The 11,967-nt window shown below is 40.9% G+C and carries 12 protein-coding genes and 2 pseudogenes; 4 read left to right on the top strand and 10 right to left on the bottom strand.

The annotated features are described in order from the left end of the window. Positions 1–304: 304 nt before the first annotated feature. Positions 305–844: pseudogene (locus ACZ2XM_RS15300) on the bottom strand (IS256 family transposase); the annotation flags it as partial. 430 nt (positions 845–1,274) lie between these two features. On the opposite strand from ACZ2XM_RS15300, the gene ACZ2XM_RS15295 reads away from it, so the two are divergent. Next, the gene (locus ACZ2XM_RS15295; protein ID WP_087813576.1) at positions 1,275–1,565 is read left to right on the top strand and encodes a type II toxin-antitoxin system Phd/YefM family antitoxin; all 291 of its coding nucleotides are present in this window, start codon (positions 1,275–1,277) and stop codon (positions 1,563–1,565) included. After that, positions 1,562–1,816: a Txe/YoeB family addiction module toxin gene (locus ACZ2XM_RS15290; RefSeq protein WP_087813577.1), complete on the top strand. Its 255-nt coding sequence runs from the start codon at positions 1,562–1,564 to the stop codon at positions 1,814–1,816. The genes ACZ2XM_RS15295 and ACZ2XM_RS15290 overlap by 4 nt, the downstream gene beginning before the upstream one ends. A 1,176-nt stretch (positions 1,817–2,992) precedes the next feature. Here ACZ2XM_RS15290 and ACZ2XM_RS15285 read toward each other — a convergent pair. The 7 genes and pseudogenes from ACZ2XM_RS15285 to ACZ2XM_RS15255 all read right to left on the bottom strand — a co-directional run bounded on the left by ACZ2XM_RS15285 (position 2,993) and on the right by ACZ2XM_RS15255 (position 6,978). Continuing rightward, on the bottom strand, positions 2,993–3,961 hold the full coding sequence (locus ACZ2XM_RS15285) for a DNA-binding protein (RefSeq protein WP_238035577.1): 969 nt from the start codon (positions 3,959–3,961) through the stop codon (positions 2,993–2,995). A 144-nt stretch (positions 3,962–4,105) separates the two neighbouring features. Further along, entirely contained in the window at positions 4,106–4,402 is a 297-nt protein-coding gene (locus ACZ2XM_RS15280; protein WP_045448295.1) for a hypothetical protein, read from the bottom strand. Further along, a pseudogene (locus ACZ2XM_RS15275) lies at positions 4,389–4,675 on the bottom strand (BrnT family toxin). The gene ACZ2XM_RS15280 and the pseudogene ACZ2XM_RS15275 overlap by 14 nt, the downstream one beginning before the upstream one ends. Positions 4,676–4,683: 8 nt before the next feature. Beyond that, the gene (locus ACZ2XM_RS15270; protein ID WP_045448298.1) at positions 4,684–4,899 is read right to left on the bottom strand and encodes a type II toxin-antitoxin system RelB/DinJ family antitoxin; all 216 of its coding nucleotides are present in this window, start codon (positions 4,897–4,899) and stop codon (positions 4,684–4,686) included. Between the two features lie 84 nt (positions 4,900–4,983). Further along, on the bottom strand, positions 4,984–5,937 hold the full coding sequence (locus ACZ2XM_RS15265) for a replication initiation protein (protein WP_045448300.1): 954 nt from the start codon (positions 5,935–5,937) through the stop codon (positions 4,984–4,986). A gap of 330 nt (positions 5,938–6,267) precedes the next feature. After that, positions 6,268–6,438, bottom strand: a complete 171-nt coding sequence (locus tag ACZ2XM_RS15260; RefSeq protein WP_157292455.1) for a hypothetical protein — start codon at positions 6,436–6,438, stop codon at positions 6,268–6,270. 198 nt (positions 6,439–6,636) lie between these two features. Next, entirely contained in the window at positions 6,637–6,978 is a 342-nt protein-coding gene (locus ACZ2XM_RS15255; protein WP_238035578.1) for a hypothetical protein, read from the bottom strand. A 261-nt stretch (positions 6,979–7,239) separates the two neighbouring features. Between ACZ2XM_RS15255 and ACZ2XM_RS15250 the strand changes: the two genes are divergently transcribed. Both ACZ2XM_RS15250 and ACZ2XM_RS15245 read left to right on the top strand, forming a co-directional pair. Continuing rightward, a complete protein-coding gene (locus ACZ2XM_RS15250; RefSeq protein WP_490610554.1) occupies positions 7,240–9,888 on the top strand; it encodes a MobA/MobL family protein in 2,649 nt (882 codons plus the stop codon). A gap of 25 nt (positions 9,889–9,913) precedes the next feature. After that, entirely contained in the window at positions 9,914–10,870 is a 957-nt protein-coding gene (locus ACZ2XM_RS15245; RefSeq protein ID WP_087813584.1) for a hypothetical protein, read from the top strand. Between the two features lie 188 nt (positions 10,871–11,058). On the opposite strand, the gene ACZ2XM_RS15240 is transcribed toward ACZ2XM_RS15245, so the two are convergent. Together ACZ2XM_RS15240 and ACZ2XM_RS15235 are read right to left on the bottom strand one after the other, a co-directional pair. Next, positions 11,059–11,334, bottom strand: a complete 276-nt coding sequence (locus ACZ2XM_RS15240; protein WP_045448311.1) for a hypothetical protein — start codon at positions 11,332–11,334, stop codon at positions 11,059–11,061. Between the two features lie 156 nt (positions 11,335–11,490). Next, the gene (locus tag ACZ2XM_RS15235; protein WP_192520660.1) at positions 11,491–11,715 is read right to left on the bottom strand and encodes a helix-turn-helix domain-containing protein; all 225 of its coding nucleotides are present in this window, start codon (positions 11,713–11,715) and stop codon (positions 11,491–11,493) included. Positions 11,716–11,967: the final 252 nt, after the last annotated feature.

The raw sequence follows: 11,967 nt of genomic DNA, 5'->3' as shown, positions 1-11,967 counted from the left end.
TGAGTAAGTCATGGTCTTTATGATAGCAATTAGGTTTGATAATTAGTTTATAACAATTTTAAGTGGGATTGGCTATATTCAATCTAACTCATAAACAATCAAAGTATTCTAAAATTGATTCGAAATGCAACATAATAATTGTTAGTATTTAAAGTACAAAAAAGCTACTTATCTTTAAGTGGCTTTTTTGTGGGAGTGTTTACATTGGTTTTAATAATTAAAGCTGGATCTGATGCACTACTGCGAATATCACACCTATAGGCATTTTATTTTGAGACCATCCCACATTCTGTGTAACTGCCCTTTAGATTAAATGCTTACTAATACGGTCATCAAACATAATCATAAAGCGATTAAGAGCAGACGTCCAGTTACGAATGGGCATCGACCACTTTTTAGACGCCTGCTGGGTTGCTAAGTACACCACTTTAAATGCAGCTTGATCAGATGGGAACACCTTACGCTTATTCACCGCTGTCCGAATCACACTGTTTAATGATTCAATAGCATTGGTGGTATAAATGGCTTTTCTGATGTCTTTAGGATACTCGAAGAACACCGTTAAGCCCTCCCAGTTATGGCGCCAAGACTTGACCACATGCGGGTACTTATCGCCCCAAGTCTCATCAAAGTGCTCAAGATTGGCCTCTGCTATCTCGATGGTATCAGCACCATAGATGGCCTTTAGATCAGCCGCTACTGCCTTTTTATCTATCCAAGGCACAAACTTCATCGAATAGCGCACCATATGTACGATACACAGCTGAACCGCCCCGGGATAAACCGTATTGATGGCATCAGGGAAGCTGAACCGCCCCGGGATTGTCGGAGACCCAACATTCTGAGAAAATACGACAGTAAAAAAATAAAACTACGCCCTGTTATCTTTATCTAAAGGCATCACAACATCATATAAAAATCGATTTAATGCTGTAAGGCTTGATATTAACCATTATATTGCATTAATAATTGCTTTTCTGCAAAATGATATGAGTATATGAGTATATGAGTATATGAGTATATGAGTATATGAGTAAAAATTGGTTCTTTCGACAATATAAGGCGGCAAACGTGCCAAGAAATTTAAACTAAGATCAATATGTCAGCTTTCATATGTACGTTTTAAAAAGATACATGAAGACATGTCAAATTATCCCTATGCTTCTTACTAATGTATGTACAGATATAAGTACAGATATAGTATATACTAGTGTAGCATTTAACCTATAATGATAGGTCATATAACCAACATAATTAAACGTGGAGTAATTATTATGGACGTTGTGAACTACACTGATTTTAGAAAGAGCTTAGCAAAGTATATCGATAAGGTAGACACTGATAAAGGCCCGATATTAATTACAAGACAAAATGCTAAACCGACGGTATTAATGAGTTTAGAAGAGTTTAACTCGTATGAGGAAACACTGCATCTTTTAAGCAGCCCTACCAATGCCAAGCGTCTCAGACGCTCTATTGCTGATGCTAAAGCTGGTCGCTTGATTGAACGTGAGATTGATGCCAAAGATATGCCACTCACTTTTGATGATGAGGTAGACGCTTGATACTATCTTGGACGGAAGACGCGTGGGAGGACTATGAGTACTGGCAAAGAACCAGTAAAGAGAAAGTCAAACAGATCGGTAAGCTGATTAAAGCCATCAAACGTGACCCATTTAAGGGTATTGGCAAACCTGAACCACTCAAACATGACCTTGCAGGCTACTGGTCTCGTCGAATTGATCAAGAGCATCGGCTGGTTTATGAAATTCAAGATGATGCGATCATTATCGTCCAGTGCCGTTATCATTACTAAGCAAAGGTATAACAGCTCAAAAAGTGCCTGATTTATAATTAGGCACTTTTTCATAGTGATAGGTAGTTAGTTAATGTCCAGAAACGTTCTTTAATTCTTGAGACATCTCAGCAATCAACTGACGCGAGTACTTAGCCACGATTTGTATTTCAGAATAGCTATGGTCAACCTTTAAGAGACTTGCGATGATTTGACGCTTCTTAGTAACGGGTCTACGGCTTCTATGTTTATTTTCTGCTTTAGCCTAAGTAATTTAAAAATGCCCTAGATATTAAAAACCTAATCTATATGACAAACAAAAAAATGCCTCTGGGAGTTGACTCCTAGAGGCATTTAGTTTTTAATGTAATTAACGGTTACAGTGTGCGTCAACACCCTGTAACGAACAAATAAGCATACGCAGTGCGTTATTTGAACAGCATTAAATGCCCGTGTAGGTGCATTTTATCCAAAATATGCTTTCATATCAACCTTATTCACTATACATTTTAAAAACTGCTTGTTCGCTCGTTACCTCCTTGTGCTGCTCTCTCTGTAATTGTTACCCGTCAAATGGGTGGCAGGCCTCGGCGACGACTGCGTTTGACATAAGGGTGAGCTCCCTACAGGGGTGACTAGACAAAGGATCAGAGCAACGCAATGAGTGGTTACTCGTGCATATCGTAGCGGTATATTGGGTTTAGGCCCTTGCTAGCGTATGACAGCACAGTAGCGGTTAAGAGCGTGTCTAGGCGGTGCTATCAGCCGTAATCTTAACAACCGTAGCTTGATACAGTGATACGGTCTTGATGACGCGATGGGCGATGAAGTCGGCATGACTAATCACATCAAATCCAAGGAATGCACTAAAGCGTTTGTGAGTATTTTTTTACTCATAAACGCTTTAGGGTGAGTGTTCCTTGAAATCTGCTCAAGGCTCCAAAATCAGCATAAATTCACTTAGGCTAATTTAAGTAGTATATAGCCCACTAGGCTATATACTATAAGAGTCCAGAGAAAAATTTAGAATAGTTAATATACAACAATCACTTATTCAGTGAGTCGATATTGTCATGGTTGATTCATAAGCTTAGTGTGAATAGAACGAGATCTATGTCTTGGGCAAAGTATCTTTCACACTCATAACTGTTCTTTATCTTGAAATTCTAATTAAACTGAAACCTCGAATACTTTTATTTAATCAGCATCCAAAGCATTATCTTTGTTTTGAATAAGTATCAGAGCATCTTGTGCTTTCTTAAGTTGATCTTGTAACAGAGTCACTTGTTCTTGCTCCGATAGGTGATGGCTTGATAGCTCGCTATACTGCTTATTCAGTACGCTATGCTCAGCTTCAAGCTTAGCCTGTGTTTGGGTCAGCTGGTCGTTGAGTCCTGATAGCTTGTTACGCTCAGCGACTATGGCCTTTAACTCCCCTTTGACTTCTGCTGTGTCAGTCGCTATCTCATTGCGTTCAGTGGTGACTGTCTTTAGCTCACCCTTAGTCACTGTCAGTTCTGTTTGTAGACGTGCAATTTCTGCTTTATCGCTACTAGCAGTGGCTTCAAGCGTGGCCACTTTTGATAGGTTGGCATTTAACTCTTTTGACTGCTGATCAAGGGTATGGCGCAGATCTGCAAGTTGAGCTTGGGCTGCATCTGTCTTAGCTCGTTCAAGCTCAAGCGCGTGCTGAGTATCACTGAGTGTCTGTATCAGCGTGTCACGTTCAGCAGTAATCTGAGCCGAAGTGATTGCCGCTGCCTCTGCAGTTGCTGTGACCTCATCGAGCTCTAGCAACAAATTAGCTTGTTCACTCTCTAGCGTCTTAACCGCCTCTTGTGCCTCGTCTGTCTCAGCTTGTGCCTTGGCCTTAATACCCTCTAACGCCTCACGCTCTTTAACTAGACGATCATTGGCGATATCAATGGCCGTCTGCCACATATCCGCACCAAGCGCTTGTAAGCGCTCCGCAATGCTACTTGGCAGATCAACCTGTCTTAGCTGCTCCTCTTCTTGGTTATCCTGACGCCAAGACTTCATAGCTTCACTGATGGTCGTGAATGAACCGCCGCCTAGCGCTTTACGTACTTCGGCTAGAGTGGGCTTAATACCTTGTTCTTGTAGTTGGTCGGCAGTGGCATGAATCTGCTCTGTAGTAATGGCCATAATCATTGTCCTTAATAATGTTGTATGAGTAAATATGTAGTTTTTGTATTATATGTATATAGTATAATACATTTTACAACATACTACAATGCAAGATATAAAAAAACCTCAAGTGATCTTGAGGTCACGGTCATTAAATTATAGTTAGTGATCCGCTAAGTATTCTTCTAGCGCATTATTGATCATTTCTTGATAGTCACCACCTGTTTGCTTGGCTCTATCCTTAAACTTGGCAATGATACTTGGGTTGATGACGCTCGCTTCAGCAGAGAACGCTTGCGGCTTAATGCTGCCACGGATAGCGTTTGACCAATCCGTAACTTCTGGAATATCTGATAAATCAATATTGTCATCACTAAGCGTTGCTAAATATTCTAAGTCCGCTTGTTGCTTTGCCGTTAGTGGTGGTAAATCGTCTATTTGATAGCTAACCTTGTTCATATTGCCTCCTCTCACTCTTTGTGGCACGCCTAGCCAAGATAATGCGTATAACCTCGCCACCATCTATGTCTGTCTGCGTATGGGCTACTAATAAGACTGCTGTGCCGTCTATTGTACCCAGCGCCTGCCACCGCTCCTCACCATTTTCATACCTGTCTTGCTGACGCAGGCATAAAGGATCTAAAAAACCCGGGTAGCTGCCTCAAATGATAAACGGTGTTTGCACTGATTGGTGATGTTTTTTTGTTCATCCCATTCAAATCTAATACTCATCTTTTCTCTCAATCAGTATGCTCTTTATAGATTGGCAATTCATCTTGACTGACAGCTGCTACTTTCTGATACTCAAAAGATAGTGGCACTTTATTGGTTTGCGCCACTTGGGTCAAAAATAATTTGATCGCTTGAGACGGTGTTAATCCATAGCTTTCAAATACCGAAAAAGCATTTTCTTTTAGCTCTTGATCGAGCCTAATATTATAATTAGTTGTCGTCATAACATCACTTTTGGCTTATTTATGTACATATAATATAAGCCATTTGTATAGGCTACGCTAGCTCAATTACTCTTTTTTTCTTTGCTATGATTTCTGCTTAGGGAACGTATAGCCTATCGCCAGTAAGTGCTTTTTGTGGGTCTTTAAAAAAGCCTCATCTCTTAATTGAGTGTGTAACCAACTAATAACTTCTTGAGTGCTTTTACCTGATGGTGCGTAACTACCAAACGGTGAGTAGTTAGCCAACAAAGGGGCAAAACGATCAATTTGCTTAACGGTTAGAGGTGGGATATCTCTATCCTCATTATTCTGATTTAGGCCCTCCTGTCCTTTTTTCTTAGTTGGCTTGGCCTTGACGGTGAATGTCAAACCTGTAACTGTGCGTCCACGTTTGATGTTTTCATAGGTGATTTTGATGTCGGTTTTCTGATTAATTTCTTTTATGGGCCCATCAACTGCATTCTCTTTCAAATTGTTGATGCGCTCATACGACTTAGGCGTGCCAAGTTCTTGCCTATATTGATCTAAAGTCATAGAAAAACCACCCTTCCCCTCAGACTTTTTTGCTAGATGGTAAAGGTCTAACGAGTAAGTCAATTTGAGGTTTAAGATATCTTCTTTTAAATATTTAGTGTAAGGGTTGAGCTTATCAAAAACCTGAAGTAAGTATATTACCTCATCTGTAAAATGCATCGATATATAGCCATCTGCATATTTCGACCTGATTAGCCATTGAACCTCTGTATCATCACCATCCTTATCCTCATAAATGAATGTACGCTTCATTAATTTTTTGCTAGCTGATTTCATTTGCTTATAAGCCGAGTTTCTATCTATTCCGCTAAGCTTAGCAAATTCAGAAGACGCAACCTCTATCGGTGTTTTTTCAGTAGCATTATTAACCCTAACCAATGGGCTCGCTAGAATAATGATGCGCTTCTCATCAATAGACATCTCTCTAAAAGCTTGAGTAATTTTATTCTGCATAACAATCCATTTTTCAGGATATTTTTTTTCGTATAGCTCGACATCATTCATTATGACAACCTCATTATGCTAGTTACTTTAAGATACTAGCATAATGCGGGATAAAAGTAGCATTTAAACGGGATAAAAGTAGCATAATGCGGGATAAAAGTAGCATAATGCGGGATAAAAGTAGCATAATAGAGTGCGTAACCCTTTAATAGCAAAGCTTACAGACTGTCTAAAAGTCTTTAAAAGTTTTTAAAAGTAAAAAATATATTTTTTATTTTAAATAATAAGGAAAAAACCAAAAAACCGACGGATTTAAGATGATAATTTGATCGACCAATCACTTGTAAAACTGATCAGTAGCTCAGAATGCAATTGTCCATTTACTTAATGTTATTCCACGTTCGCATGGTTCGGATCAAGCTTAGATCTTTGAAGATCTTCAAAAGCATGGTCAAAGATATTTTGAATATCTTCGTCTGTCATTCTGGACAACCCTGTTTTCACATTCTCAATATCAGTCTCATTTTTTGTAGATAGTTTGTCTTCATTTTCAGTAGCCATTATCGACACATCTGTAAACACTTATCAAACCGTTGCTAAAAAGCCTAGAAACCACTCTTATATACGTTTTACGCTCTGTCCGATACGATGGTAGCTAAAGCTATTCTAAAACGCTTAAAACAGCCGATAACCGTCTCCTAACCTTTCGCTAATTAGTAGACGATCCAGCTGTACCTTCAATTAGGCGATTTCTAGCAGCTACTGTGCTGATGAGTAAGCATCAAGCAATGAACCGTGGTCACTGTCCTGACTGCTTTTAGGTGGTGTAAAGCTGCTTGGTGTTTCCTTAGCCTCACTTTGCATCTTATGAGCGATTAATTTTAAAAACTCACGGTGCTTTTTTAAACGAACGTACCTTTCATTATCATGGGCGTCTAAAAATATAGCTTGTAGTTCATGATTGTCATCATCGTCTAATGCGTTGGCTAACCATTCCCCCAACACCTGATGTGCCTCAAGTCTGTCCTGATTGATTTCTTTTTTAATAGCCTGTAACTGCTTTATCTTATCTGCGAATAGATCATCTGATATTACTGACATTATCTCATCCTTTTCTAGTCAACTATGATAGAGTTGATCCTAGCAGTGTACACATAGGGATGCAAGGTAGTAAAATACACAAGACCACATCGTTTCGTGGGCGCAGTAGTATTTTAACCCTCTGTTAAGAGCGAACTTAGGAGTTTGTGTAAAAAAGACCCACAAGGGGTACTATTTTTTTACATAAACTCCGTCGTTCGGCAGGGGGCGAACCCCCTACAACCCCCCAAAAATCATCTCTCAATATTGGGTTTTTTTGCTATGAATAATAAAGGGTTTCATCTGTCGGTTAGCGCCGTTAGTAAGGCGAAAAATCATAGCGTGGTGGCAAAGTCGGCTTATAATTCTGGCTCAAAACTGGTTGATGAGCAGTCAGGAGTCGTCCACGATTACACCAGTAAAGCTAAAGACAAAATCTTAAATTTAGTGGACAGTGATGGTACTAAATACACGCAAGTTATTGAGAAAAATGTGATGCATACGGCGTTGATAACGCCAACTATTGCTGGGGATCTAGCAGTGACACGTGAGGGTTTTTGGAATGATATCGAACGCATTGAGACTCGTAAAAACGCGCAATTGGGTACTGAGATTGATGTGATGTTTCCTGATGGGATCACCGCTGATCAGCGTATAGTTCTGGCCGAGTGCTACGCTCAAACATTATCTGATCGCTATAACGTGCTTGTCGATGTGGCCATTCATCGGCCCCACAGTCACGAGAAACATGTGGGGGAGGTTGAAGTGGTTGAGCTGACCAGTCGTAACTTTCATGCCCATATTTTACTCTCAAGCCGTGAGATAGTAGCGGATGTTAAGGGTTATGCTTTATCAGCACGCAAGAATTGGTTGCAGTGGTCAACGGAGGAGCGGTTATCTAAGGGGTTAAACGGACGCGGCGATGAGCTTAAATATCAACGCACCCTTTGGGCGGATATGGCCAATGAGCTACTGCCTAAGAATAAAACCATTAGTGAGAAATCCTACCGTGAGCTGGGCATCAATCGTTTGCCAAAAATGAAACTGGGTAAATCACTATATAAGGATATTCTCAAAGGCAATCGTTCAGTGATTCACGAATACAACGAGACGATTGATGAGATCAATGCTTACATTGAAAAAAATGGTTTAGTAATTGAGTACGACGACAAGGGACGTATTGACCTAGAAAGCAATGAACAAGAGGTTAACGGCGTCACAATACATTATAAAAAGCGTAAACCCTTTGCGCGAATTGAGCTCAGTAATATCCGATTTGTAGATCCTGCCGTTGAACTTGAACCCGCTATCCCTAAAAGTAACAGTCAGACGCATAGTGATGCGGCCAATGATCACGCACTTGATGAGCTTTTAGCAATCTCAGCCGACTTTGTGAGTCAAAAAAAGATGGTACGCAGCGCCTTATTTTCAACCATTGATGCGCTGCATGAAGAGTTAGCGCACCAGTCTAAACAGATTATTACTATTGATAAAAACATTAAGAGTACCCAGCGGTTCACCGAGGAGGTGGGACAGGATTACAGCACGTCCCGCCAAAAAATGATTGAGCTTGCCAGGCAGATAAGCACAAAAGAGCAAAGTGAGGCACTAAAGGCGGCTTTAGCGTTGGTTGAGGAGTTTAGACAAGATGATACCCTACAAACAGGCCGCGCTGTTAGCCGTCTTGAAGAGCAGCTGTCACAGATTGATAAAACGGTGCTGAACAATAAAACGGTTTTAAAAAAGCTGATCCCGCTTAATAATGAAGTCATTGCTGACTACAAAGGGTTGAAGGCCACGCTAAAACCCTTTGCCGCAAAGCTGAATAAACTGGCGACTGGCTTTAAAGCTCTTGATGAGATTGATATTGAAAAATCCGACTTATCCTTACAGTGGGATCAAGCGTTTTCGGATCTACAAGATATAGACGTCACCAATAACATGGACACTTATCATAAGTTTGCCGCATTTGCAGATCTGGATGTTGAGCGCTTTAAATATCTTCAAAAAGAGCGTGAGGTGCTCAGTACGTTAAAAGCGGTAGAGATAAACGCGGATGCTGATACTCGTTTGACGGCATTGGCCGCTGATGTTAAAGCGTTTAAGACCACCAATAATGAAGACATCAAACAGTTAAAGCAGCAAATTAATACCAGTAAAAAGACTTATCAGCGCTTATCACCGTTTTATGAGCAGCGTATCGCCTTACTGGATCAAAGTGAGGCGGTGATCGTGCAAGATGATGATTTATACGATGAAATCATAAGTACCAAGACTACTCAGTTGAATGCAGATCGGCTTGAGGACTGGCGCAGCCGTACTATGGCGCTGCAATATCAGCTCAACAAAGCGCATGAGCAAGCAAAGCTTAAGAAAGAGGCTGAGCGCGCACGAGAGGAGGCTTTGATCAGGCGGCGAGAAACCTTACAACAGAGGCGGCAGCAGGCATCTCTTAAGCGTCAGCGAATCAATGAGACCAAAGCATATCGAGATCGATTTGACAATTTAGTGGTACGGGTGCGTAACCGCGTTAATACCCTTGATTTTAAGGCCGTTGATGCACCGATCGAAGTGATCAACGCGGCTGAGGCGGTTGCCGCACAAGCATTTATATTCACTACTCTAAAACACACTGACAGCTTTACGACACTACAAAAAAGTTTACGAGACACCGATGCTAAAAAAATTGCAACGCAGGTGCAGAAGGCAGCAACGACGCTATGGCAACAGCTTGAGCGCTTGCCTGACAATCAAGATAAGGTCGAGGTGTTAACGAAAATCAATGAGCGCTTTGAGCACGTTCCTGCTATCACCATAGATGGGGCAACGCTCACACAAACTGTGACAGATCACCTGCAAAAAACGAAGAACGCCATCCAAGCGCATGAACAAGCACAAACACGCCGCTACTCCTCACCACGCCCATTTTAGGCGGCATTATAATAATGAGTACCCCATGAATAAAGACAATAGCAATGAGCAAGACATACACGATCAACTTGTTAACCTAGTGACTTCATTGACTCCGGTCATTGGGGCCTTGCGTGAGCTGATTAAGCGAGCCGATGATGCGGTAGCGAGGCGGCTTGAGCGTTCGCTTAGCGGTATTGATAGCAAGGTGAATGAGGTGTCTTCTGCCATTGAAGAATTAGGTAGTAGCGCAAGCACGACTTCGCAGGCATTGAGTCAGTATCAAGAACTCGTGTTAAAGCAGCTACAAGCGGCAGTGACGGCTTTTACTGACAATGAGATGCCGCGTCGTTATGATGACAAAATAGCAGGCATCATCACCGATATGAAACAGCAGATTGATACGGCTGTAGAGTCGGTCGTTACTGCTAAAAACGACAGCATAGAGGTACAAATCAGTACCATGCAAGGAGTTGCTGATAAACTTAGCGCAAGCGCGGACAATCTAGCCCTATTCACCAATCAGTACCAAGCTGGTCATAAGCAGATTATTGAAGATATTGAGACCTTTGAGACCACCACCAAAACGCGGATTGAGCAGGTCGAGGCTAGAGCTAGTAAAGACTTGGACAAAATTCATAAGTCCATTGAGACTATGAGTATTAAAAGGATTGCAGCCGCTGTCGCAGCGGGTACGATGGCTGTGATAATAAGTTTGGTGGCTCTGGTATTTTGGTATGTGCCAAGCTTTGATGAGATTGCAGAGATGAAATACCAGCAAGCAGAGCTACAGCGCGGCATCGATGAGCTTGAAACGGGTTGGAAACAGGCCTTTAATAATGCTCAAAGTGCGCAGTTTATTTTGGCTTGTGATGTTAATAAAGAGCAGCCTGATGCAATCAGCTGGTGCGTTAGAGCAGACAGTAAGAGTGTTTTGAGAGATGAGAGAGGCTTTGTTTATTATAAAATAGCTGGGGTGCCGCGTGCAAAGCCGACTGAGTAAAGACGTATGGTAATAGCGAGCTATATTGCCCAAAAGTGCGTCTTCTGAAACATATAAGACTGAAAAAAGGCTTGTTTGATTGTCGTTATCTTTGTCTATATTAAAAAGCCAGATAATGACACTTTATCTGGCTTTAAGGGTTATTGTTTCTTGTTAAACAAGAAGTCTGTAAATATAAGCTAAAGTGACTAGGCTGCTTGGTCAGTATGAGCTGTGACCAACTCTATAAAAGCAGTTTCAAGGGTACTTAACGCATAATCATCAATCATAAGACCGTCATCTATCTGTCGTTGCACCCAGACATAAATCGCTTCATCATTATAAAGAATAGCGTCAACACCAAGTAATGATGCCAGTTGTACGCCTTGCTGTACTTGTAAGCTGAATAACAGCTGAGAGGCTAAAGCTTTAGTCTGTTCACTAAACCAAGCGCAGCTGTTGAGCCGAGATAGATTGTTATTCATTGGTATTCTCCTGTAGATTATTGTGTATAAATAATGGATAAAATGACTTTCTACAGGTCAAATTATACCTATATTTTAATCTATTGCAAGAGAAAATAACCTTCTATAGGTCTTTTTGTACGTTTGAGGGTTATAATGCCTTATCAAAGAGTGTGTTTACTCAGGCGACTCACTGCTGTTCTCATTTATGATTTCATATAAATCACCAACATTGATTCTAAGATACGTGCATAAAGACTCGATGACATCTAGGTCAACTCGGGTGGCTTCTTCATGATACATGCGAGTAATGGTGCCACGATTGATGCCAGTATCCCTTGCGACATCGGCAATTTTAAGGCGTCTTTCGCCCATGATGGTCGATAAGTGACACTTCACCATAGTGGTTTCCTCATTAACGATTAGTAGTTTTTGATTGGTGAACGGATTATAACGAATATGAGCGGCTAAAGTATTCCTTTTAGTAGCTCAAATTGGTATCCAATAGCGCAATTTGCCTAGTAATAGGCAGTTTATTATGCTGTCTTTGATACAGGACGTCTATCATGATGGATATACGCTAGTTAGAAAAGGCGATGCTATTTTTACTATGAAGTATTGCTATTAATAGTGATGTGACGTACATTTTTAGTT

It is taken from the genome of Psychrobacter sp. CoH-33_TS_01 (assembly GCF_058189395.1).
This window is presented reverse-complemented; position numbering and strand designations above follow the sequence as displayed.

Excerpts from the sequence above, each read along its gene's own strand:
- ACZ2XM_RS15295 (WP_087813576.1), top strand. The coding sequence starts at position 1,275 with ATGGACGTTGTGAACTACACTGATTTTAGAAAGAGCTTAGCAAAGTAT.
- ACZ2XM_RS15285 (WP_238035577.1), bottom strand. The coding sequence starts at position 3,961 with ATGGCCATTACTACAGAGCAGATTCATGCCACTGCCGACCAACTACAA.
- ACZ2XM_RS15280 (WP_045448295.1), bottom strand. The coding sequence starts at position 4,402 with ATGAACAAGGTTAGCTATCAAATAGACGATTTACCACCACTAACGGCA.
- ACZ2XM_RS15270 (WP_045448298.1), bottom strand. The coding sequence starts at position 4,899 with ATGACGACAACTAATTATAATATTAGGCTCGATCAAGAGCTAAAAGAA.
- ACZ2XM_RS15265 (WP_045448300.1), bottom strand. The coding sequence starts at position 5,937 with ATGAATGATGTCGAGCTATACGAAAAAAAATATCCTGAAAAATGGATT.
- ACZ2XM_RS15260 (WP_157292455.1), bottom strand. The coding sequence starts at position 6,438 with ATGGCTACTGAAAATGAAGACAAACTATCTACAAAAAATGAGACTGAT.
- ACZ2XM_RS15255 (WP_238035578.1), bottom strand. The coding sequence starts at position 6,978 with ATGTCAGTAATATCAGATGATCTATTCGCAGATAAGATAAAGCAGTTA.
- ACZ2XM_RS15250 (WP_490610554.1), top strand. The coding sequence starts at position 7,240 with ATGAATAATAAAGGGTTTCATCTGTCGGTTAGCGCCGTTAGTAAGGCG.
- ACZ2XM_RS15245 (WP_087813584.1), top strand. The coding sequence starts at position 9,914 with ATGAATAAAGACAATAGCAATGAGCAAGACATACACGATCAACTTGTT.
- ACZ2XM_RS15240 (WP_045448311.1), bottom strand. The coding sequence starts at position 11,334 with ATGAATAACAATCTATCTCGGCTCAACAGCTGCGCTTGGTTTAGTGAA.
- ACZ2XM_RS15235 (WP_192520660.1), bottom strand. The coding sequence starts at position 11,715 with ATGGTGAAGTGTCACTTATCGACCATCATGGGCGAAAGACGCCTTAAA.